Annotated in this window: 20 protein-coding genes, 3 tRNA genes and 1 pseudogene; 13 read left to right on the forward strand and 11 right to left on the reverse strand. The window is 63.5% G+C overall.

What is annotated here, in order from left to right; translation table 11 throughout:
• Together HUK82_RS04595 and HUK82_RS04600 are read left to right on the forward strand one after the other, a co-directional pair.
• A pseudogene (locus tag HUK82_RS04595) lies at nt 1-1,441 on the forward strand (AAA family ATPase); the annotation flags it as partial.
• A gap of 49 nt (nt 1,442-1,490) precedes the next feature.
• Complete coding sequence (locus HUK82_RS04600; RefSeq protein ID WP_176612828.1) at nt 1,491-2,165, forward strand: hypothetical protein; 675 nt, start codon at nt 1,491-1,493, stop codon at nt 2,163-2,165.
• A gap of 78 nt (nt 2,166-2,243) precedes the next feature.
• Here HUK82_RS04600 and HUK82_RS04605 read toward each other — a convergent pair whose 3' ends face one another.
• On the reverse strand, nt 2,244-3,764 hold the full coding sequence (locus HUK82_RS04605; protein WP_176612829.1) for an acetyl-CoA hydrolase/transferase family protein: 1,521 nt from the start codon (nt 3,762-3,764) through the stop codon (nt 2,244-2,246).
• 319 nt (nt 3,765-4,083) lie between these two features.
• On the opposite strand from HUK82_RS04605, the gene HUK82_RS04610 reads away from it, so the two are divergent.
• The 4 genes from HUK82_RS04610 to gltA all read left to right on the forward strand — a co-directional run bounded on the left by HUK82_RS04610 (nt 4,084) and on the right by gltA (nt 7,280).
• The gene (locus HUK82_RS04610) at nt 4,084-4,791 is read left to right on the forward strand and encodes a metallophosphoesterase (RefSeq protein ID WP_176612830.1); all 708 of its coding nucleotides are present in this window, start codon (nt 4,084-4,086) and stop codon (nt 4,789-4,791) included.
• Between the two features lie 119 nt (nt 4,792-4,910).
• Nucleotides 4,911-5,255 (forward strand): chorismate mutase, encoded by a 345-nt coding sequence (locus tag HUK82_RS04615; protein WP_176612831.1) that lies wholly within the window; start codon nt 4,911-4,913, stop codon nt 5,253-5,255.
• Entirely contained in the window at nt 5,252-5,773 is a 522-nt protein-coding gene (locus tag HUK82_RS04620; RefSeq protein WP_176612832.1) for a SixA phosphatase family protein, read from the forward strand. The genes HUK82_RS04615 and HUK82_RS04620 overlap by 4 nt, the downstream gene beginning before the upstream one ends.
• A gap of 217 nt (nt 5,774-5,990) precedes the next feature.
• Entirely contained in the window at nt 5,991-7,280 is a 1,290-nt protein-coding gene (gene gltA / locus HUK82_RS04625; RefSeq protein WP_176612833.1) for a citrate synthase, read from the forward strand.
• A gap of 161 nt (nt 7,281-7,441) precedes the next feature.
• Here gltA and HUK82_RS04630 read toward each other — a convergent pair whose 3' ends face one another.
• Entirely contained in the window at nt 7,442-7,681 is a 240-nt protein-coding gene (locus tag HUK82_RS04630) for a hypothetical protein (protein ID WP_246495437.1), read from the reverse strand.
• Nucleotides 7,682-7,817: 136 nt separating this feature from the next.
• On the reverse strand, nt 7,818-8,759 hold the full coding sequence (locus tag HUK82_RS04635; RefSeq protein WP_176612835.1) for an ELM1/GtrOC1 family putative glycosyltransferase: 942 nt from the start codon (nt 8,757-8,759) through the stop codon (nt 7,818-7,820).
• Nucleotides 8,760-8,878: 119 nt separating this feature from the next.
• Between HUK82_RS04635 and HUK82_RS04640 the strand changes: the two genes are divergently transcribed.
• Nucleotides 8,879-9,634: an orotate phosphoribosyltransferase gene (locus tag HUK82_RS04640; protein WP_176612836.1), complete on the forward strand. Its 756-nt coding sequence runs from the start codon at nt 8,879-8,881 to the stop codon at nt 9,632-9,634.
• A gap of 24 nt (nt 9,635-9,658) precedes the next feature.
• Entirely contained in the window at nt 9,659-10,537 is an 879-nt protein-coding gene (locus HUK82_RS04645) for a glutamate racemase (RefSeq protein ID WP_176612837.1), read from the forward strand.
• On the opposite strand, the gene HUK82_RS04650 is transcribed toward HUK82_RS04645, so the two are convergent.
• Nucleotides 10,521-11,600 carry a polyprenyl synthetase family protein gene (locus HUK82_RS04650; protein ID WP_246495439.1) on the reverse strand — a complete coding sequence of 360 codons (1,080 nt, stop codon included), beginning with the start codon at nt 11,598-11,600 and terminating at the stop codon, nt 10,521-10,523. The two genes, HUK82_RS04645 and HUK82_RS04650, sit on opposite strands and share 17 nt — an antisense overlap.
• Before the next feature lie 55 nt (nt 11,601-11,655).
• On the opposite strand from HUK82_RS04650, the gene HUK82_RS04655 reads away from it, so the two are divergent.
• A complete protein-coding gene (locus tag HUK82_RS04655) occupies nt 11,656-12,516 on the forward strand; it encodes a tRNA1(Val) (adenine(37)-N6)-methyltransferase (RefSeq protein WP_246495442.1) in 861 nt (286 codons plus the stop codon).
• Nucleotides 12,517-12,537: 21 nt separating this feature from the next.
• On the opposite strand, the gene HUK82_RS04660 is transcribed toward HUK82_RS04655, so the two are convergent.
• From HUK82_RS04660 to HUK82_RS04680, 5 genes are all read right to left on the reverse strand, one after another.
• Complete coding sequence (locus HUK82_RS04660) at nt 12,538-13,566, reverse strand: ribonucleotide-diphosphate reductase subunit beta (RefSeq protein WP_176612838.1); 1,029 nt, start codon at nt 13,564-13,566, stop codon at nt 12,538-12,540.
• 134 nt (nt 13,567-13,700) lie between these two features.
• Nucleotides 13,701-15,554 carry a ribonucleoside-diphosphate reductase subunit alpha gene (locus HUK82_RS04665; RefSeq protein ID WP_246495475.1) on the reverse strand — a complete coding sequence of 618 codons (1,854 nt, stop codon included), beginning with the start codon at nt 15,552-15,554 and terminating at the stop codon, nt 13,701-13,703.
• 651 nt (nt 15,555-16,205) lie between these two features.
• Nucleotides 16,206-17,423: an ATP-grasp domain-containing protein gene (locus HUK82_RS04670; RefSeq protein ID WP_176612839.1), complete on the reverse strand. Its 1,218-nt coding sequence runs from the start codon at nt 17,421-17,423 to the stop codon at nt 16,206-16,208.
• Nucleotides 17,424-17,474: 51 nt separating this feature from the next.
• The gene (locus HUK82_RS04675) at nt 17,475-17,762 is read right to left on the reverse strand and encodes a DUF1330 domain-containing protein (RefSeq protein WP_176612840.1); all 288 of its coding nucleotides are present in this window, start codon (nt 17,760-17,762) and stop codon (nt 17,475-17,477) included.
• Between the two features lie 31 nt (nt 17,763-17,793).
• Nucleotides 17,794-18,099, reverse strand: coding sequence for a YggT family protein (locus HUK82_RS04680; RefSeq protein WP_264802235.1), 306 nt, complete (start codon nt 18,097-18,099; stop codon nt 17,794-17,796).
• Nucleotides 18,100-18,208: 109 nt separating this feature from the next.
• Between HUK82_RS04680 and HUK82_RS04685 the strand changes: the two genes are divergently transcribed.
• Nucleotides 18,209-18,284, forward strand: a tRNA-Ala gene (locus HUK82_RS04685).
• A 499-nt stretch (nt 18,285-18,783) separates the two neighbouring features.
• Here the strand turns inward: HUK82_RS04685 and HUK82_RS04690 are convergent.
• Together HUK82_RS04690 and HUK82_RS04695 are read right to left on the reverse strand one after the other, a co-directional pair.
• Nucleotides 18,784-18,858, reverse strand: a tRNA-Gly gene (locus HUK82_RS04690).
• 172 nt (nt 18,859-19,030) lie between these two features.
• Nucleotides 19,031-19,105: transfer RNA gene (locus tag HUK82_RS04695), tRNA-Gly, on the reverse strand.
• Nucleotides 19,106-19,319: 214 nt separating this feature from the next.
• Between HUK82_RS04695 and HUK82_RS04700 the strand changes: the two genes are divergently transcribed.
• The 3 genes from HUK82_RS04700 to HUK82_RS04710 are packed head-to-tail and all read left to right on the forward strand — an operon-like array spanning nt 19,320 to nt 21,177.
• The gene (locus tag HUK82_RS04700) at nt 19,320-20,297 is read left to right on the forward strand and encodes a tetratricopeptide repeat protein (protein WP_176612841.1); all 978 of its coding nucleotides are present in this window, start codon (nt 19,320-19,322) and stop codon (nt 20,295-20,297) included.
• Between the two features lies 1 nt (nt 20,298).
• On the forward strand, nt 20,299-20,970 hold the full coding sequence (locus HUK82_RS04705) for an LON peptidase substrate-binding domain-containing protein (protein ID WP_176612842.1): 672 nt from the start codon (nt 20,299-20,301) through the stop codon (nt 20,968-20,970).
• 24 nt (nt 20,971-20,994) lie between these two features.
• Entirely contained in the window at nt 20,995-21,177 is a 183-nt protein-coding gene (locus HUK82_RS04710; RefSeq protein WP_176612843.1) for a Trm112 family protein, read from the forward strand.
• Nucleotides 21,178-21,205 lie beyond the last annotated feature (28 nt).

Below are 21,205 nucleotides of genomic sequence, written 5' to 3' on the forward strand. Positions count from 1 at the left end.
GGAACACGCCGACCGGGCGCTGCGCGAGGCCGAACACGCGGTCGAGGCGTGCCGGAGTGAGGCCACTGCGACGCGGACCGCGCGGGTAGAACGCCTCTCACGGATCGAGGCGCTTGCCCCCGGGCAAGCGGCCGTGGCGCTGGAGCTGGGCGAGATCGACACGTTGCTGGGGGCACTGGATGCGGATGCGGCGGCCCTTCCGGATCTGGGAACGCTCGACGCAGGGATCGACGCGCTCCAGGGCAGCATCGCGACGATACGGGCCGATGAAAACCGGGCGCGCGAGGGGCTGGAGGCCCTGACCGCGGAACAGGCGAGCCTGAACGCGCGCGAGACGACCCTGTCCGGCGCGGTGGTGGAGTGGGCGGAGCGGCTCGCCGCCGGCGTCACCGATCTCGCGGCGCTACAGGGCCGCACGGACAGTGCCCGCGTCGAACATGCCCGCGTCGCCGCCCTGCCGGACGCGGCGCAGCGTCATCGCGATGAGACCGTCTCCGCCCTGGAGGAGGCCGAAGCCCGCTGGAAAGCCTCCGATGAGGCCCGTCAGGCAGCCGAAGCCCGGCTGGTACAGGCGCAGATCGACCGGCGTGATGCCGAGACGGCTCTGGCGCAGGCGCGTGAGGAGGTCGTGCGGTCCGAGGGGCGCAGCGATCAGGCGCGCGCCGTTCTGGACGCGTTACTGGCGGAGAGCCCGCCGCCCCCGGGGATCACGCCCACCGATCTGACCGAGAGCGCGGAGAGCAGTCTGCGGCGCAAGATCAGCCGGCTTACGCGCGAGCGCGAGGATCTGGGCCCGGTCAATCTCCGCGCGGAGCTGGAAGCCGATACGGCGCGCGAAAGGATGGATGTCATCGTGCGCGAGCGCGGCGACCTGGAAAGCGCGATCGCGAAGCTGCGCGGGTCGATCGGTGCCCTGAACCGCGAAGGGCGGGAGCGGCTGATGGCCGTGTTCACCGAGATCGATCGCCATTTCCAGGCGCTTTTTTCGCGCATGTTCGGTGGCGGCAAGGCGCATCTGGCCATGGTTGGCGACGACGATCCGCTGATGGCCGGTCTGGAGATTTACGCCCAGCCCCCGGGCAAGAAGCTCGCCACCCTGTCGCTTCTGTCGGGTGGCGAACAGGCGCTGACCGCGCTGTCGCTCATTTTTGCCGTATTTCGTTGCAATCCGGCCCCCGTCTGCGTATTGGACGAGGTCGACGCGCCGCTGGACGACGCGAACGTAGGGCGTTTCTGCTCATTGCTCGGGGATATGGTGGCCGAGGCGGGGACGCGGTTTCTGGTTGTGACCCACCATCAATTGACTATGGCGCACATGGATCGGCTTTACGGCGTGACAATGCAGGAACGGGGCGTGAGCCGCGTTCTATCTGTAGACCTCGGGGTTGCCGCTGAACTGGCCGGCCATGCCCGTCTCGAGACCTCTGATGTCCTCACCTGACACTGTCGGCACGTGTCCCGTACTTCACCGCCGGGCGATGCATCGTTGCATGCGGCGCGCCGCGATCTGCGTCGGTGCCGTTCTGGCGGGGACCGGCGCTCTCTTCTGGCACGAGACGCATGCCGACACGGTTCTGGCGCGTATCCAGCACAGCCGGATCGTCTGCGACGTGCATCTTGCCGCTTGGCTCGATGCCCCTCTTTCGCCACTCGGGCCGGACATGACGGTTCTGGATCTGGTCCAGGCACCCGACGGCCATGTCATGGTCGCCGGCCTGTCGACCCGAACCGGTGGCATGCGTCGACTGACTGAAGTGCTGAGTTGGGCCCGCGCGACACCGAGCATGCTGCTAATGCTCAATGTCCACGACATAGAGCCAGCACTTGTCGCCTCTTTGGTCCGGCATGCCCGCATGGCCGAGCGCGTCATCATCAATGAGCCTGATCCGATGGGTGCGCAGGCCGCGTTCAGCGCCGACCCGCATGTCATGGTCGCGATGCCGGTGCGGTCTATCAAGGATATCCACCGTGCGCATGCGATGGCGCACGGGCATCCCTACGCGTTGTATGTGCAGAACGCGACGGATCGTCATTTGTTCGCTCAGGCCCACCATGATGCGGCGGTCGTGATCGCCAGCAGCGTCGGCCTGACATCGGACGATCGTCACGAACTCAACGCCCAGCCCATCGATATTCTGGTCACCGACGAGGCGACCGCCCGCTGACGGCATCCGGCCGAGGCAGGACAGAGATCCCGCCCCGGCCGGTGTGAGGAGGCCCGAAGGCCTCCCCGTTTCGGTGCCTCAGGCCGGCAGCATGCTGCCGGTTTCGACAAAGCGCTGATGCCACGACAGGGCACGATCCAGCAGATGGGGCGCGTGCTGGCCGAACGAGTGGTCCCGCGCGGCACGGTAGTATTCCAGCAGCATCGGGCGATAGGTCGGATGCGCGCATTTCTCGATGATCAGTTCCGCGCGGTGTCGCGGCGCGAGCCCGCGCAGATCGGCCAGCCCCTGTTCGGTCACCACGACCTGCACGTCCTGCGTGATGTGATCGACGTGGGAACACATCGGCACGATGGCCGATATCTTGCCGCCCTTGGCCGTCGATGGGGTCATGAACATCGAGATATAGGCGTTGCGCGTGAAATCGCCCGAACCGCCGATGCCGTTCTGCATCCGTGAACCCATGACGTGCGTGGAGTTCACGTTGCCATAGATGTCGGCCTCGATCAGTCCGTTCATGCCGATGCAGCCCAGGCGACGGATGACTTCGGGATGGTTGCTGATGTCCTGCGGACGCAGAATGATCTTGTCCGAATAGAACTTCATGTTGTCGTTGATCTCTTCGGCCGCTTCCGGGCTCAGCGAGAACGCGGTAGCGGAGGCGACCCGCATCTTGCCGGTCTTGAGCATTCCGAGCATCCCGTCTTGGATGACCTCGGTATAGGCCGTGAGATTGTCGAACGGGCTGTTTTCCAGGCCACCGAGCACGGCGTTGGCGACGTTCCCCACGCCGGACTGAAGCGGCAGCAGCGACGGCGGCAGGCGACCCCTTTTCACTTCGTGGCTGAGGAAGTCGATGATGTAGCCGGCGATCGCCTCCGCCGTGGCATCGGGGGGGGAAAACGGCGCGTTGCGGTCCGGGCCGTGATGCTCGACCACCGCCACGATCTTGTCGGGGTCGATCCGCAACGCGGTGTCGCCGAAGCGGTCATCGGGGCGGGTGCAGGGGATGGGCTGGCGGTGGGGCGGCAGCGCCGTGCCGTACCAGATGTCGTGCATACCTTCGAGGTCCGGCGACTGCCAGCTGTTGACCTCGATGATGACCTTGCGGGCCTGTTCGACCCAGACCTTGCTATTGCCGACCGATGAACTCGGGACGACCGTTCCGTCTTCGCGGATCGCCGTCGCCTCGACCACCGCGACATCCATGTCGCCGTAATACCCCTGCCACACCTGTGGCCCGAGATGGCCGAGATGCATGTCGAGATAGTCGGTCTTGGCGCTGTTGATGTTCGCCCGCATCGTCGCATCGGTGTTGAATGGCGAGCGGAACGAGACGCCGTCGACCTGCGCCAGGGCACCGTCAAGCTCAGGTCCTGTCGAAGCGCCGGTCAACAGGCTGACCTTAAACGGATTACCCTGCGCGTGCGCGTCGGAGATCCGTGCGGCCAGCGCCTCCGGCACGGCTTTCGGGTAACCCGACCCGGTAAAACCGCTGGTGCCGACGACGTTACCCGGCTCGATAAGTGACGCCGCTTCGTCCGCGGTGCAGACACGCGTGCGCAGTGCGGCGCTCCGGATACGACTGTGGTCGATCATGAATATTCCCCGTCCGTAAATTTTCTTCTGCCACGATCAGGTGCACGTGGACGTGCCTCCGTCTTGTGTGATCTGTGCGCGCGGGTCACGGCCCGTCACGACAAATGCCTGTGACCCGACTGCGCTACACGCAGATGAGCCCGGCGCGCTTGTCATTCCGTCGCGGCGACACCATCTGATCAGCGGACTTTCAGAATCCGTAAGAGCCGCGTAATCAATAAGAAATTGCCTCCCGCAGACATTGCATGACCGATCACTCAGCGAGGACTCCATTCATCACGATGTGCCCCTTTCCGTCGATCCCGTAACGGTTGCGACGATGGACACGGTGTCGCTGTCCGATCTGGTCGGCGGGCGTCGCATTCGCGTCGTGGGCGATGTGCATGGGGATGTCGACGCATTTCGCCATGCCGTTGCGACCGACCGATTCGTCATCCAGCTTGGCGACCTCGTCGACCACGGGCCCGACTCCCCCGGCGCCCTGCGTCTGATGACCCGGCTGATCGACGAGCGTCGGGGGCTGTTTGTCCTGGGCAATCATGACCGTAAGCTTGCGCGCGCCCTCTCGGGACGGAAGATAAGGCGCGATCCCCCGCTGGAACATACGGTTCGGGCACTGTTCGACCCCGAGAACGATGATATCCGCGATCGCGCGCTGTTCGAGATCAACCGGGCACCGCCTTGGATCGTGCTGGGGCGGCGCGTGTTCGTCCATGGCGGTTTTCATACTCAGATGCTTCAGCAGCCCGCACCGCCGGGTCTGGGCGCCGTGACACCGCTTCTGTCGCGCGCGTTGTTTGGCGAGACGACCGGCCGCATGCAGAAAGACGGCTATCCGGAGCGGCGGCTGAATTGGATCGACCATATTCCACCCGGCTTTACGGTGTATTGTGGACACGACCGGCGTTCGACCGACGGGCGTCCGTGGGTGCGGACCGGTCGGGCGGGCGGAACGGCGGTGTTCACCGACCTCGGTGCGGGAAAGGGCGGCCATCTGGCGTGGATCGACCTGCCCGACGACGTCTGAGGCGTCACGACGATACGCCATCGGCAAAACCGCCTGTGTCCGACGTGTTCCCTCTGGCGCGCGAGGCAGGATTGTCGCACACAAGGCGCCATCCGACCGCCTGACATGATGGAGACCCGATGACGGATACGCCCCCTTCCCCGGCCCCCCACGCCGATGCGCAGGCGGAACTGCTGCGTCTGCGGCAGAGCATCGACAATATCGATGCGGCGCTGATTCACATGCTGGCCGAGCGGTTTCGTCACACGCAAGATGTCGGTGCGCTGAAGGCGCGTTTTTCCCTTCCCGCCGCCGACCCCACGCGCGAGGCGCAGCAGATCGAGCGTCTGCGCGCGCTGGCGGTGTCGGCGCGTCTGGACCCCGATTTCGCCGAGAAGTTTCTGGCGTTCATCATCCGTGAGGTTATCCGTCATCACGAGGCCATCGCGCGTGGCCAGTCCGCCGACGGGGCCCTGGCCTCGTGACAGCGGTCGGCACGGGCGAGGTTTCAGATGCGCGACTGCTGCTTCTGCGTCACGCCACGGCGCGGGATGCGCGTCCGGGCGAACAGGATGCGGATCGTCCGCTTACGCTCGGGGGCGTCGAACAGGCACGGGCCGTCGGGGCCTGGATCGCGCGCCAGCATATTCTACCGACGCTCGTGCTGTGCAGTCCCGCGCGGCGCACCCGCGAGACCCTCGCCGGGCTGGACCTGCCATCATCGGTTCCCGTGGCGTTTCCACCCGCGCTCTACAACGCGCACGATGACGCTCTGGCCCGCGAACTGGCCGCTCGTGAAGACGTGATGGGACCGGTGCTGCTGATCGGCCACAATCCGTCCATTCACTCCTTTGCGCTCGGTCTGGCCCTGCGCAGCGCGGACGCGCTTGCGGCGGAGGCGGCGGTGCGGGCTTATCCGCCTGCCACGCTGGCCGTATTTTCGATCCCCGGTGACTGGTCGGATATCGAGCGTTCGAAAGCGCAGTTGCTCGCGGTTTTTTGACCCTGCGCCAACGCGGATCAGCGTCCCTCTTGCGCAGGGCAAAACCGTTGCGCACGCGGTTGCGCTGGTAGCGGATTAAAACCTATCGTCTCCTTAATCCGACCGCCGATATGGGGCGCGCCGCGTGCGCCGCCTCTCGGCGGATGGGAAGCAGAAATTGTCGAATAATGACAATCGCCCGGCTGCCTGGCGCCGGGAAACAGGAGGGGAACCGCTCATGAGCACGACAGGTGTGTCGGCGAAAGTAACACTCGGCGAAAAGACGGCGGAGTTCCCGCTTCTTACCGGGACACTGGGCCAGGACGTGCTGGACATTCGGCGCATCGCGGCCGATCTGGATGTTTTCACGTTTGACCCCGGCTACGGGGAAACGGCCGCCTGCGAGAGCAAGATCACCTTCATCGACGGCGAAAAGGGCGTTCTTCTTCATCGCGGCTATCCGATCGAGCAACTCGCGGAGCGCGCGACCTTCCCCGAGGTGGCCTACCTGCTTCTTTACGGAGAACTCCCCGACAAGGCGAAAAGCGCCGAGTTCGAGCAGGTGATCAAATCACACACCCTGCTGCACGAACAGATCCGCAACTTCTTCAACGGCTTTCGCCGTGATGCCCATCCGATGGCAATCATGTGCGGCACGGTCGGCGGCCTGTCGGCGTTCTATCATGACGGCATCGACATCTCGAACGAAGCCTCGCGCGAGCTGTCGGCCCTGCGCCTGATCGCCAAGATCCCGACCATTGCGGCATGGGCCTATAAATACACGGTGGGCGAGCCGTTCGTATATCCGCGTAACGATCTGACCTATGCCGAAAATTTCCTGTCGATGATGTTCGCCAAGCCGAGCGAGCCCTATGTCGTCAATCCGGTGCTGGCGCGGGCGATGGACCGCATCCTGATCCTGCACGCAGACCACGAGCAGAACGCGTCGACGTCCACGGTGCGTCTCGCCGGATCGACCGGGGCCAACCCGTTTGCCTGTATCGCCGCAGGTATCGCCGCGCTCTGGGGGCCGGCGCATGGCGGGGCCAACGAGGCAGTCCTGAAGATGCTGGCTGAGATCGGTCACCGGGACAATATTCCGGCCTTCATTGAAAAAGTGAAGGACAAGAACTCCGGCGTGCGGCTGATGGGCTTCGGTCATCGTGTTTACAAGAACTTCGACCCAAGGGCGAAGATCATGCAGGCCACGTGTCACGAGGTTCTCAACGAACTTGGCATCAAGGACGATCCGCTGCTCGACCTCGCCGTGGAACTGGAACGGATCGCGGTGGAAGACGAATATTTCGTCAAGCGCAAGCTCTACCCGAACGTGGATTTCTATTCCGGGATCATCCTCAAGGCGATGGGAATCCCGACCTCCATGTTCACCGTCCTGTTTGCTGTGGCACGAACCACTGGCTGGATTTCTCAGTGGAAAGAGATGATCGAGGAGCCCGGACAGCGGATCGGCCGCCCCCGCCAGCTCTACACCGGTTCACCGCGACGCGACATTCCCGCCAGCCTCTGAGGCTGGTTGCGGTTCGCCCCCCTCGCCCGTCCGAGCGAGGGGGATTTCATATATGACGGGCGTTTCACGTCGCAGGCGCGGTACGGGCGCAGGACGATCGGCACAAAAAAGGCGCCGGACCAAGGTCCCGCGCCTCGCGTGTTACGGGGTCTGACCCGCGATCAGGGGCATTCACATCCGGGCGTCGGGCCGTCGGCCTCGCGTACGACATGGTGGTCGATCCACTCGGACACCAGACGGCGGGCCTCATTCATCGACGCTTCGGGGTGATGAATACGATACAGCGTCGTACAGGCACCAAACGCCTGGATGTCAGGCGTTCCCACGTCGCGCAATTCGCGATAGGCCGTGACGACAGCGCGTTCGCATTTGCGGGTGATGCGGGGTGTTGCAAGGGCCAAGTGCCGAATCCTCTTGTTGCAAATGATTTGCAATTTCCTCATATTACAAATCGGGCACGTCACACGCAAGGCCGTTTACGCGGGGGTGCCCTGCGATCTTGCGCATAAACGACCGTAATCTATACGTGAACGCTTGTCAGAGCGGCATCAGGCGCTTGATTTCACTGGATATGCGACCGGCTTCGTCCAGTGGTGTGCGGCACCACGGCGAAAAAGTGCCCGCGAGTGGCCGCACAAAATCGCTGCTGATCAGGCAACGGGCGATCGGACGGCGAAGCAGCGTTGCCTCGGACTCCGCGGCGAACACCGGCATGTCGGCGGCTGCGGCTTCCAGCATTGTCTGTGCCGAGACGGCCATCGTGACGACGACATCCGAGCACCCCATGAAGCCGAGCATCGGATTTTCGTCCGGCTCGCCATGCCGCCAGATCAGATGCATGCAGTGGGCCAGAGAGGCATTCAACAGCCGTACGCTGGCCGGATCGGCACCGGGCAGCACGCACGCAAGTACAGACCCCTTTCGCTCCCGCACGAGGGAGACGATCTGACTCAGGCGGGCTTCGATCTCGACGGATCCCATTGCCAGTGGGCCGCCGCCGAACAGCAGCGTGACCCGGGGTTTGGGGAGATGGGCGAGGCGTTCGAGCCACAGTTCGCGCGCCTGGGCGATCAGAATGGGCGACACAGGGCTCATCGGGCCGAGCGTGCCGAGGACACGGGCCGAGTATTTGCCTTCCTGCGGCACGACCAGAACATCGAACGGATAGCCGAATGAGGCGGCCGGCAGGCTGCCGCCCGCGCGGGCGCAGTGTACGAGGCGGCATCCGTAACGGGCCCGAAGGCTCAGTGCGCGCATTCCCCCGCCGAAACCCGAGCTGACGACCAGCGCCGGGCGTTGGCCATTGGCGCGGGCTTCGTCCTCCGCCGCCGCCAGATGGATAGCCTGACGAATCCGCCGGAAGGAGTGCCCGAAACGCCGTGCGAGCGAGAGTGCGGGGCCGGCCTGACCGCTTGCCAGGTTCTCAAGCACCCACACCGGTGTCTCGCTCGGGGACGCCGTATCGAAAACACGCGGCATCGCGTGTCCGAATGTGCCTCCCCGGCTCGATTGGGGTATGTCAGGAATGGATTTTCCAGCCATCAGCAGCTAAGCCTCGACAACCTCACGCAACGTTTGTCAGACAGGAATGTCAGCCTATGAACGGACCCTCCGGCGCCCTGATCGCCCCCGAAATTACTCAGTGGGACCGTGATGCCGCCATCACGACCGCCAAGCTCCTTCTGGAGATCAAGGCCGTCAATTTCCGGCCCGAGGATCCTTATACTCTGACTTCGGGGTGGAAGTCCCCTGTCTACATCGATTGTCGTCGAATCATTTTCTTCCCGCGCGCCCGCCGCAAGATCGTCGAGCTGGGGGTGGAGAAGATCGGTCGCCATGTCGGGTACGAAAGTATCGACGCCGTTGTCGGCGGGGAGACCGCCGGTATTCCGTTCGCGGCGTGGATCGCGGACCGCATGCTCGCCCCCATGGCGTATGTCCGCAAGAAGCCCAAGGGTTTTGGACGCAATGCCCAGATCGAGGGCGATGTGCCGGAGGGCATGCGCACGTTGCTGGTCGAGGACCTGACGACCGACGGCGCATCCAAAGTCCGATTCGCACAGGCCTTGCGCGACGCGGGCGCCATCGTCGACCATACGTTCGTGGTGTTCTTCTACGGCGTGTTCCCGGGCGCGCACCGGACGCTGGCGGATATGGGAATTTCCCTTCACGCGCTGTGCACCTGGTGGGATGTGCTGGAAGCCTGTGCCGGCCAACCCTATTTCTCCGAACATGCTGCCTCGGAGGTTCGCCGCTTTCTCGAAGATCCCTGCGGCTGGTCCGCCCGTCACGGTGGCGTCGCAAGCGCGGAGGAAGCCGAGGCGCTCAAGGCCAAGCGAGACAAGGACGCCTGAACGCCGCCAGAGTTCCCGTCACGCATGCCTGCTTCGTCCCGCCCTCCCCTGACGTCATCCGATACGCCGGCGCGCCGGGTCCTGGTGTTCGATTCGGGGATCGGGGGGCTGGGGATTCAGCGCTGCCTGCGATCGGCGCTGCCGTCGGGAACGCGGATCGACTATCTGGCCGACACCGCGCTATTTCCCTATGGGGAGCAACCCGACGCGCCCCTGATCGACCGGATCGTGACCCTGATCGACGATGCCGTTCGTGGGCTGCGGCCGGAGATCGTCGTGATCGCCTGCAACACGGCCAGCACCCTCGCGCTCGATGCATTACGGGCGCGCATTCCCGTGCCATTTGTAGGTTGTGTTCCGCCGATCCGGTGGGCTGCCCGACTGAGCCGCACGCGCACACTGGGACTTCTGGCGACCCGGGCGACGGTTCGTCGTCCCTATGTGACTATGCTCCGCGAGACCTATGCCCCTGACTGTGCGCTGATCGCGCATGGTGCCCCAGGTCTGGCGGGTCTGGCGGAACAGGCGTTTCGCGGACTTCCGGTGGATCAGGCCGCGATTGCCGATGAGGTCGCACCGCTTTTCCGGCAGGACGGCGGCAACGCCATCGACGTGGTCGGAATCGGGTGCACGCACTACACCTTCGTACTCGACCAGATCAGGGCGGCTTCACCGCCCGGAGTCACATGGCTCGACCCGGCGGGGGCCGTTGCTCGACAGGCCGCACTGTGCCTTGCCTCATTGCCCGAAACGCCCCAGCCCGACGTCCGGCGGGACGAGGCATATTTTACCGCGTTGCCCGCCGACGGCGATCGCCTGATCGGAGCCCTCGACGTATTCGGGTATGCCGCGATCCGTCAGTTTGATGACGTCCACCCCCCGGCGGTCAGCGCGCGCGGCTGACCGTGTAGGACGCGGTTTCGAGAAGGATGTCCCGCAGCCGACTGGGGGGGAAGATCGACAGCGCTGCCTTGGCGGCGTCGGCATATTCAGTGGCACGCGCCAATGTGATGGCGATCGCGTCCGTGTCCCGGATCAGCGCGAAGGCGTGGTCGAGATCCGCCTCGGTTTGCTGATTGTCCTCGATCACCCGCCGCCAGAACGTCCGGTCTTCTTCCGAACCCGCGGCAAAGGCGGTCAGCACCGGCAGCGTGATCTTGCCTTCGCGGAAGTCGTCGCCAACCGTCTTACCGAGCGTCGCCTGATCGGCGGCGTAGTCCAGGGCGTCGTCGACCAGCTGAAAAGCCATGCCGAGATTAGTGCCGAAGTTACCCAGGGCCTCCTCTTCGGCGTCCGGACGATCGGCCACGACGGCACCGACGCGACAGGCCGCCGCGAACAGGGCGGCCGTCTTGCCGTGAATGACATCGAGATATTGCGCGACCGATGTCGAGAGGTCGTTCTGCGTCGCCATCTGCAGCACCTCCCCTTCGGCGATCGTCGCCGAGGCGGACGACAGGATCGCCATCACTTTCAGCGAGCCATCGGCCGTCATCAACTGGAACGAGCGCGCGAACAGGAAGTCACCGACCAGAACGGAGGCCTTGTTTCCAAACACCGCATTGGCGCTGGCCAGACCGCGCCGAAGCTGGCTTTCGTCGACAACGTCGTCATGCAGCAGAGTCGCGGTGTGGATGAACTCCACACACGCGGCCAGCCCGACATGACGCTGGTGATCGGCATCAGAGGGATAGCCGCACAGGCGTGCCGCAGCCAGCGTCAGCAGCGGTCGCAGGCGCTTGCCTCCGGCGGCCACGAGGTGCGCGGCAAGCTGCGGGATCAACGGTACCGGGCTGTCCATCCGTTCGACGATCGCGCGGTTGCATGCCTGCATGTCGTCGTGCAGATAGTCGGACAAGGCGTGCAGAGCGCTTTCGCCTTCCACAACCGGGACCGACGTCGAGCGGTGGTCCTGCCCTTCCCCCGGCGTTATGCCGCGATCGGACATGCTGACGGCAATACCCAACGATGTTCTCCCGGTTCCATGGCGCACGCTTGCATGACCATATGAGCGGGGCCGGATGGACGGTCAAGCCGCCCCGGGCCGTGATCTGGTACACGGCAGCCTCTCCATGACCGAGCGGTCACCGATCCCTTCCCCGTCCTGCCAGTCTCTGTCCGGCGACGAATCGGGGCCACCCTGCACGTCAGGCACCCTGCTGAACGGCCGTGTGCGCTACGCACAGTTCGCCCATGGGCATCGCACGGGTATCGAGCCGGTGCTGCTGGCCGCGTCCGTTCCGGCCCGGGTCGGGGAGACGGTTCTCGAAGCCGGATGTGGGGCGGCGGCTGGCCTTTTGTGTCTGGGCTGGCGTGTTCCCGGTGTAATGGGCGTGGGAGTGGAGTATGACCCGGCCACGGCGTCGTTGGCACGTGCCAATCTGACAGCCAATCCGTTCCGCGGGTTGAGGCTTGTGTGTGCCGACGTGCGCGATCCGGCACTGGCGGATCTGGCGAGTCTACCGTCCGGCCGCGTGGACCATGCCTTCGCCAATCCTCCCTGGCATCGGGCGGGTTCTAGCGTGCCGCCCGAAGCGCGACGCCAGCTGGCACGTACCCAGGTGGCCGGCAATGATATCCGAAACTGGGTGGGGGCGATGGGTCGCCTGCTGCGCGCGAAGGGAACGCTGACGCTGGCCGTGCCCGCGGCCTGCGTCGACCAGGCGATCATCGCGTTCGGACAGGCCCATATCGGCAGCGTCACGCTGATGCCGCTGTGGCCGCGCGACGGTCAGGCCGCGCGCCTTGTTCTTGTGCGTGGGCGCAAGGACGGACGCGGCGACTGCCAGCTGCTGTCCGGGCTTGTCCTGCATTGTACGGACGGAAGTTTCACCTCCGCTGTGGAGGCCATCCTGCGCGACGGCGCACCGCTCCTGTTTTGAGGAGGGCGCGCCAGATCGACGTTACTGGAAGACGCTTTCCTCGAAGGCTTCTTCCCAGGTGCCCGCGGTCGAGGCGCGGCTGTATTCCGTCGAGCGGTTTTCGAAGAAATTGGCATGCTCCACGGCGTTGAGCATTTCATCAAGCCACGGCAGCGGGTTGTTCGTCGTGTTAAAAAGCGGGTCGAGGCCTAGCTGGGTCAGACGGCGATCGGCGATAAAGCGGATGTAGGATTTCACCTGGTCGGCATCGAGGCCTTCGACGGCGCCCATTTCGAAAGCCAGATCGATAAACGCGTCCTCGTGTTCGACGATGATGGAGCAGGCCTCGGTGATTTCGTTGCGCAGCCGATCGGTCCAGATCTCGGGATTTTCACGCACGAAGACACGGAACAGACGGATGATCGACAGGCAGTGCAGAGTTTCGTCACGCACCGACCATGACACGATCTGCCCCATGCCCTTCAGCTTGTTGAAGCGGGGGAAGTTCAGGAGGATCGCGAAGGACGCGAACAACTGAAGGCCTTCGGTAAAGGCGCCGAAAGCGGCCAGCGTCTTGGCGATCTCGTGTTTGTTGTCGACCGAGAAAGCCTGCATGTAGTCGTATTTGTCCTTCATCTCCTTGTATTTGAGGAAGGCCGAATACTCCGCCTCGGGCATGCCGATCGTGTCGAGCAGATGGCTGTAGGCGGCGATATGGATGGTCTCGATATTGGAAAACGCCGACAGCATCATCAGCACTTCCGTCGGTTTGAAGACCTGACTGTAGTGCTTCATATAACAGTTGTTCACTTCGACATCCGACTGGGTGAAGAAGCGGAAGATCTGGGTCACCAGATGCTGCTCACCTGGCGTCAGGCTTCGGTGCCAGTCCTTGACGTCGTCGGCCAGCGGCACTTCTTCGGGCAGCCAGTGTACGCGCTGCTGGGTCAGCCACGCGTCGTAGGCCCAGGGGTAGCGGAACGGCTTGTAGACCGGATTGGACGTCAGAAGGTTGTGCTCGGCGTTGAGGGCCTGGGCAGCGATATCGCTTGGACGGGGGGCATCGCTCATGGCGGGCTCCAAAAAAACTGGGTTTGACGTCGAAAGCCGCGCCCCAGGAGGCGCGGAATTATCGGACGGCTCCGAACCGGAGCGCGTGTTTTAGTCCGTGGACGAGGCTGCGTGGCGGACGCGGCCCCAAGAGATCACTGACAGGCCAGGCACTCATCGTAGGTTGTGCCGGATGACGCCGGCTTGTCGGCTACAATAGGCATCGGTCCATCGTTGGTTTCGTCCATGACGTCGCTTTTGATGGCGAGGGTCGAGACGGCATCGGCGCGCTGGATCGACAGGGAACGGCAGTAATAGAGCGATTTCACGCCCCGTTTCCACGCCATATAGTGGATCTGGTGCAAGTCGCGTTTGTGCACGTCAGCCGGCAGGAACAGGTTGATCGACTGCGCCTGGCAGATGAACGGCGCCCGATCGGCGGCGTGTTCGACAACCCAGCGCTGGTCGAGCTCGAACGCGGTCTTGAACACGTCCTTCTCCTGCTGGCTTAGGAATTCCAGGTGTTGGACGCTGCCCTTATTCAGGGTGATCGAGGACCAAACCTCGTCATTGTCCTGCCCCTTGGTGGCCAGAAGCTTCTGCAGATGACGGTTTCGGACGGTAAACGATCCGGAGAGCGTCTTCTGAAGGAAAACATTCGCGGAAATCGGCTCGATACCCGGGCTGGCGTTACCCGCGATGATCGAGATTGACGCGGTGGGCGCGATGGCGAGCTTATTGGAAAAGCGCTCATGCACGCCGTATTCCGCCGCATCTGGGCACGGCCCGCGCAGGTCGGCCAGCGTGCGTGACGCGGCATTGGCCTGTTCGCGGATATGTTTGAAGATCCGGCGGTTCCAGACTTTGGCGATCACGCTTTCAAACGGAATGTCTCGTGCCTGCAGAAAGCTGTGGAACCCCATCACGCCGAGCCCGACGGAGCGTTCGCGTGCGGCCGCGTATTTCGCGCGCTCCATGTCGTCTGGGGCGCGGTCGATGAAATCCTGCAGCACGTTATCGAGGAAGAGCATCACGTCCTCGATAAACTGCGGATCATCCTTCCACTCGTCCCAGGTTTCGAGATTAAGCGAAGACAGGCAGCAGACCGCCGTGCGCTGGCGCCCGTGATGATCGATCCCGGTCGGCAGGGTGATTTCCGCGCACAGGTTGGACGTCTTGACCTCGAGCCCCGCCAGCTTGTGATGGTCGGGACGCGCGTTGTTCACGTGGTCGGAATAGATGATGTAGGGCTCGCCCTGCTCCATGCGGGCCGTCAGGATACGAATCCACAAGGAGCGTGCCGACACCTTGCGGATGTGCGAGCCATCCTTGGGCGAAAGCAGCGCCCACTCCGCGTCCTCGGCGACGGCCCGCATGAACGCATCGGAGATCAGGACGCCATGGTGAAGGTTCAGCGCCTTGCGATTCGGATCGCCGCCGGTCGGGCGGCGCATTTCGACGAACTCCTCGACCTCGGGGTGCCAGACGGGCAGATAGACGGCCGCGGACCCGCGACGGAGGGACCCCTGGCTGATGGCCAGCGTCAGGCTGTCCATCACGCGGATGAACGGGATGACACCGGATGTCTTGCCGTTGCGTCCGACATTTTCGCCGATGGAACGCAGATTGCCCCAGTAGGACCCGATTCCGCCCCCCTTGGACGCCAGCCAGACGTTTTCGTTCCACAGGCCGACGATACCCTGAAGGGAGTCATCGGCTTCATTGAGGAAGCAGGAAATCGGCAGTCCGCGCGTCGTGCCGCCGTTGGACAGCACCGGCGTTGCCGGCATGAACCAGTGGCGCGAGATATAGTCGTAGAGACGCTGGGCGTGCGCTGGATCGGCGCCATAGTAGGATGCAACGCGCCCGAACAGGTCCTGATAGCTTTCCCCGGGCAACAGGTACCGGTTATCCAGCGTCGCCCGGCCGAAATCGGTCAGAAGCGCGTCGCGGCTGCGCGTGACTCGAACGGGATGATGGCCGGGGAGCTGCACGACATCGTCAAACATGTCGGCCGTACCGTGATTGGCCTGCTCTTCGGTCAGGCCATCGACCGGACCGGCCACATGAGAAGGCGCCTCAGTCATCTCGATCGTGTTTTCGATGAAACTCATCCGCGTTCTCCGTGTCTGACGGTGGCCTGACACGCTGAAGACGCGGCCAGCAAAGAAGACACTATATATCGTTGTTTGAGTGCCAGAACCTACCAGATATCGAGGGGATGACGTCAAGAGCACTGCGTGTGGAGCAGCCCGCGCTCTTCCGTCGTCAACCGAATTTTTTTTGCCGCGGCCAATTTTTTGTCACTGTGACTTCGGCGCACGTCAGGCCGGAGCCGTGTGGTGCGGTACATGGGAAAGGGGTGCCATAGCACCCCTTCACGCGCTGCGCTCAGGACGGCGCGCCGGCATCGCACTTTGTGAACCTGCCCTTTGCATCACGGCAGGGGGCTGGCTTGGGACACTTGATGAACTTGCCCTTGGCATCCCGGCACGGCGTGGCCGCGGAGACGGGAGCGGCACCTGCCAGCACGACGCTGAGCGACAATGCGGCCGCCATCATCTTTAGAACTGTCTTCATATCTTACACTCCCTGGGACCACCCGGAACGCGCTCCGATGGCGGTTGCCCGGCGAGCATGACAGCGTCATGTCCCCGAATTCAACCGTCGTCGAGAGCGCGGCCTTTCGCCGACCCGCTTTTGGCAGAGCGTGCGGCGACGAGGGTCGATACGGCGTCGCGAATGCGCCTGATAGCCGGGGACTTGTAGGGATAGACGGCGGGCGAATCGTGGTCATGAACCAGCATCCCGGTCTCGACCTCGAACAGCGCCAGCCGGCCATCGGCGATACGCCCGAAATCCAGACCAAAATAGTCGAGGCCGACACGTTCGGCGATGCGTTCAAGGGCGCGCATGGCCTGCGGGCCAAGAGTTTGCGGCATGTCGCCGAGAAACGCAGCCTCTTCGCGCCGTCGGTCGGGATGACAGTCCATCGCGGCATTGTAGTACCAGATGGCCCAGTCATCGTGGATCGCGAGGTGAACCGGGTATGGTCGCCGATTGACGAAGACAATCCGATATTTTCGAAACAAGCCGTCCGCGCCCCGGCAATCGACGAACCGGGTCGCCTGTCGCGGTCCCGGCGGCCCGAGGGACCCGTCCGACACCAGACTGTCGAACTCCGTGTGAGATCGAACCAGCGCCAGCCCCTGCCCTGCATGGGAGTCGGACGGGCGGACGAGACACGGATAGAGCGAGTCTGCGGGACGTGCATCGGCGGCGATCGAACATGTCGTGGGCACGACCAGCCCATCGATACCCGCGAGCAGACGGGCGCTGCCCGTCCGGGACAGGCGGGCGATCCGCGCGCCGTCGTTGATGACCGGCTTTCCCAGATGACGCGCGACGCGATCGGCCAGACTCAGCGCGTCGCGATGAGTCGCGCATTCGGCGATGCTGATCCACACTGCCTCGGCACCATCGATAATGGTGCGTACGTCGGCCAGCCGATCCGGCGTATCGGGACGTATCCACAGGGTGTGGACCGCGACGTCAGGCTCAAGAAGGCGGGAGAGCGGCGTATTGGCCTGAAGATCGCCCGGCGCGGCCAGAGACAGGACCGACGGGCGTACGTCGGATGAGACGGCCTTACCGCCGCTGAATTGTAACGGATACAGGTCGATCGCGCGGTCCAGATGACGCCGGGCCTGATCGGGCTGGTTGCATATCAGGTCCAGTTCCCACAGCACGTAGAGGGACTGGGCCGCCGCCACGGCGCCCCCCGGTTCCTGCGCGACAGCATCGAGAAGGGCCTCCCGCGCGGCGATCAGCGCATGCGGGACGTCCTGGGCCGGGGTATCAACTGGGGCAATGCTCATGCCCTTCAGGATGGGGCGAGGCGGTTAACACACCCTGAAGGGCATGCTGTGTCACACGCCCTGCACGAGCACCACGTTGTATTTCGCCGCCTTGAACCGATGCTGCACCGCGTCCTGATAGGCGGGGCTGTTGTACCAGGTTCGCGCGGCCTCCATGGTTGGAAACTGCAGGATGACGGTGCCGTCGTTCGGATCACCCTCGAGCACCTCCTGCTCCCCGTAGACCGCCAGCGGCGTTACGGGATGACCTTCGAACGTTGCGCCGACCTTGCTGCTGTAGAGATCGAACTCCTTGGGATCGTTGAGCGCTTCGCGGCAGAAGACGATGAATGCGGGCATGGTCTCATTCCTTGTGTGGCATGAAAGGGCGTCAGAAGCTGACGCGTGGTCCGATTACAAGCCAGATGTAGAGTCTGACGACCAGCGGTACGACAACATACTGGATCAGCAACAGAAGCACGATGGGGCTGATGTCGACATTGCCGAATCGGGGCAGGATATTCCGGATCGGCGTCAGCACGGGCTCCGTCATCCGCGCGAGGAACCGACCGATCTGGAACACGATCGGCGAACGGCCGTCGAGTGTCCCGAAGGCGTAGAGAAAGCTGAACACGCAGTAGAGGATGACGATCCACTTATAGAACGTGATCAGTGTCAGAATGAGCGAGAGCAACACGAGAGGTTTCCCGTTGAGAATGGGAGGGAAACCTACCTCCGTGCCCGTGATCGCACAATATCGGCTTGACACGTCGGCCGGCGGCTTTATGTATCGCTCACCGCACGGCGGGGCTGTAGCTCAGTTGGGAGAGCGCCTCGTTCGCAATGAGGAGGTCAGGGGTTCGATTCCCCTCAGCTCCACCACTCCACCGTGTCGGGATATCGTCTATTGAAATCGCGGGTATGAGCCGAGTTGCACAGGTCAGCAGCAGTCGGCGCTCGCCGTTTGCGTCACCCCGCGCAATAGTTCGGCTGGCCGCCCTTCTCCGCGAGTTCCAGCATCGTGGTCCGGCTACTGACACAGGGGCACTCGTACACTCTGGTGATATCAGACGCGAAGCGTCGCGCGGCCCGACGGTACCGGCGCGTACACAACCTTCACAAAGATCAGAGCGCCGACGTGCCATTCTTTGGAGCATGAAGAGAGGCACGGTTTTGAAGGCCGACCTTCAGGCGAACACTATCGCGATGAAAGATAGGGCCGCGGACCACATTGATATGCGTGGGGTTGAGGTGAGCATCGTGCGCCCGATAGTGGAAGAGCGCTCACACCGAACAGCAGCAACCGCCGGTCCGTATTGACCAAAGTCGCAGATCGGGAACAGGCGTGCCGTTCCAGCACTTAAATCGTCTCAAAAATGTCTGGAGCGGGCGATGGGATTCGAACCCACGACCCCAACCTTGGCAAGGTTGTGCTCTACCCCTGAGCTACGCCCGCACTCCGTAGGACGGGTCTTTACGGGAACCGACGATGCCGCGCAAGAGCGTTTTTGCGAATGATTTCATAAATCTGTCGCACAAGGCGTAAGGCTGGGAGTCTCGGCTCACGGCGCGCGACACGCCCACAACGCGTTGTTTCGCGGCGGTCGACCTAGCAGTGTATGATGATCTGGAGCGGGCGATGGGATTCGAACCCACGACCCCAACCTTGGCAAGGTTGTGCTCTACCCCTGAGCTACGCCCGCACTCCGTGGGACGGGTCTTTACGGGAACCGGCGATGCCGCGCAAGGGCGAACGCGGCTTTTTTTACGTGTGCACTGGCGTCTCGCGCGACCGCCCCATCTTGCGCGGCACGGCGCGGGAAACAATCTTTGAGCAATCGTGCGGTCGGTGCATGGTGATGCCCTCCGGGCTGCGCGCCACGCCGATCACACCTACAGACACGGGACACCATCACCATGGACTACATCATCGGGCAGAAGCGTCCACAGCCTCCGGCACCATCCTTCACCGATTCCGCCGGCGCCCCTGCCCGCCCTTCCAGCAGCGCGTCGATCGTCGATGCGACGCAGGACAGCTTCATGGAAGATGTGCTCGATGCCAGTCAGTCCGTGCCTGTGCTGGTGGACTTCTGGGCGGCATGGTGCGGTCCCTGCCGACAGTTGACACCGGTTCTGGAAAAACTCGTGACCGCGGCCGCCGGACGGGTGAAGCTGGTCAAGGTCGATATTGAACGCAATGAGGGGCTGGTTCGTCAGTTGATGCAGCTTGGACTGCCTCTTCAGTCGATTCCGGTCGTTGCGGCGTTCTGGAAAGGCCAGATTGTGGATCTGTTTCAAGGCGCGCTTCCCGAGAGCGACGTGCGGCGCTTTATCGACACCCTTTTGAAGGCTGCGGGTGGCGCGATGCCCGCCGAGGACCTTCTGTCCGAGGCTCAGACGGCGCTCGAGGCGGGCGACGGCAACGCGGCGGCGGCGCTGTATGGGCAGATGCTGGAGCTGGAACCGGAAAGCCCGGATGCCTGGGGCGGCCTGATCCGTGCGCTGATAGCACTGGATCAGGACGAGGAGGCGGAAGCGGCCCTGGCGGACGTACCGCCGAAGATCGTGCAGCACGTACAGATCACCGGTGCTCGTGCCGCCTTGGAGTTGAAGCAGGAGGGCCGTAAGGCCGTGTCTGAAATCGACGGTCTGCAGGCGCGTATCGCGGCCGACCCGAACGATTGTGATGCGCTCTTGCAACTGTCGAGTGCCTTGAACGCGGCGGGCAAGCGAGCGGAGGCGGCGGATGCTCTACTGACGATCATCAGGCAGGACCGGGACTGGAACGAAGGTGCCGCGCGTGTGCAGTTGTTGAAGTTCTTCGACGCGTGGGGGAACGCGGAGCCTGCGACCCTGCCTGCACGGCGCAAGTTTTCCGCGATTCTTTTCTCCTGACATGACCGGACGTGCCGACCTGACACCGCCCCGACGCCGCGTGCCGCGCCTTGAGGACATCACCTTGGCGGATATCCCGCCCGAGGTGGGGCTTTTCCCGCTGCCCGGCGCGCTGTTGCTACCGCGCGGAAAACTGCCGCTGAACGTCTTCGAGGCGCGTTATCGTGCGCTTGTCGATGACGCGCTGGCGTCGAGTCGTCTGATCGGCATGGTCCAGCCGAGCCGTGAGGAAGACGACTCCGACGGCGAGTCGCCGGGTCTGTTCGCCATCGGTTGTCTGGGCAGGATCACCTCGTTCACCGAGCGCGCGGACGGGACATATGCGCTTGCCCTGACGGGCATCGCGCGTTTTCGGATCCTGCGCGAGGACAAGCTGCGATGCGGGTATCGTGTCGCGCGTATCGATTCGTCGTCGTTCATCGGGGATCTTATGGAACCGGACGTGCCCAGTTTCGACCGGGCACGTTTGCTGGACGCTCTTCGCGGCTATTTTGCGCGACGAGGTCTGAGTGCACGGTGGTCTTTGATTGACGACATGGACGATATGTCGTTGCTGACGACGCTGCCGATGATGTCACCCTTTGACGTACTCGAAAAACAGGCGCTTCTTGAAGCACCGACCCTCGACGACAGGGTCCGGGCGCTTCACACCATGCTTGATGCGCCCGCGTAAGATCTCGGGCCGGAGTTTCGTATTATGACTGGTTCCACGCCACTCGATCCCAAACTGCTTGCTCTTTTGGTATGCCCGCTGACCAAGGGCCCGCTGATCTATGACCGTGAACGCAGCGAACTGGTCAGTGAAGCCGCAGGCCTTGCCTATCCGATTCACGACGGCATTCCCATCATGCTTCCGGAGCAGGCGAGACGCATTGGCTGATACTGATGCCGCGCGTCATTCGCCTGTT

The organism is Ameyamaea chiangmaiensis (assembly GCF_013376175.1).
Classification (GTDB): domain Bacteria; phylum Pseudomonadota; class Alphaproteobacteria; order Acetobacterales; family Acetobacteraceae; genus Ameyamaea; species Ameyamaea chiangmaiensis.

What these genes read in the sequence shown, in the direction of transcription:
- HUK82_RS04600 (WP_176612828.1), top strand. Translation starts at nt 1,491, where the DNA reads ATGCGGCGCGCCGCGATCTGCGTCGGTGCCGTTCTGGCGGGGACCGGC.
- HUK82_RS04605 (WP_176612829.1), bottom strand. Translation starts at nt 3,764, where the DNA reads ATGATCGACCACAGTCGTATCCGGAGCGCCGCACTGCGCACGCGTGTC.
- HUK82_RS04610 (WP_176612830.1), top strand. Translation starts at nt 4,084, where the DNA reads ATGGACACGGTGTCGCTGTCCGATCTGGTCGGCGGGCGTCGCATTCGC.
- HUK82_RS04615 (WP_176612831.1), top strand. Translation starts at nt 4,911, where the DNA reads ATGACGGATACGCCCCCTTCCCCGGCCCCCCACGCCGATGCGCAGGCG.
- gltA (WP_176612833.1), top strand. Translation starts at nt 5,991, where the DNA reads ATGAGCACGACAGGTGTGTCGGCGAAAGTAACACTCGGCGAAAAGACG.
- HUK82_RS04635 (WP_176612835.1), bottom strand. Translation starts at nt 8,759, where the DNA reads ATGCCGCGTGTTTTCGATACGGCGTCCCCGAGCGAGACACCGGTGTGG.
- HUK82_RS04640 (WP_176612836.1), top strand. Translation starts at nt 8,879, where the DNA reads ATGAACGGACCCTCCGGCGCCCTGATCGCCCCCGAAATTACTCAGTGG.
- HUK82_RS04645 (WP_176612837.1), top strand. Translation starts at nt 9,659, where the DNA reads ATGCCTGCTTCGTCCCGCCCTCCCCTGACGTCATCCGATACGCCGGCG.
- HUK82_RS04655 (WP_246495442.1), top strand. Translation starts at nt 11,656, where the DNA reads ATGGACGGTCAAGCCGCCCCGGGCCGTGATCTGGTACACGGCAGCCTC.
- HUK82_RS04660 (WP_176612838.1), bottom strand. Translation starts at nt 13,566, where the DNA reads ATGAGCGATGCCCCCCGTCCAAGCGATATCGCTGCCCAGGCCCTCAAC.
- HUK82_RS04665 (WP_246495475.1), bottom strand. Translation starts at nt 15,554, where the DNA reads ATGTTTGACGATGTCGTGCAGCTCCCCGGCCATCATCCCGTTCGAGTC.
- HUK82_RS04670 (WP_176612839.1), bottom strand. Translation starts at nt 17,423, where the DNA reads ATGAGCATTGCCCCAGTTGATACCCCGGCCCAGGACGTCCCGCATGCG.
- HUK82_RS04675 (WP_176612840.1), bottom strand. Translation starts at nt 17,762, where the DNA reads ATGCCCGCATTCATCGTCTTCTGCCGCGAAGCGCTCAACGATCCCAAG.
- HUK82_RS04700 (WP_176612841.1), top strand. Translation starts at nt 19,320, where the DNA reads ATGGACTACATCATCGGGCAGAAGCGTCCACAGCCTCCGGCACCATCC.
- HUK82_RS04705 (WP_176612842.1), top strand. Translation starts at nt 20,299, where the DNA reads ATGACCGGACGTGCCGACCTGACACCGCCCCGACGCCGCGTGCCGCGC.
- HUK82_RS04710 (WP_176612843.1), top strand. Translation starts at nt 20,995, where the DNA reads ATGACTGGTTCCACGCCACTCGATCCCAAACTGCTTGCTCTTTTGGTA.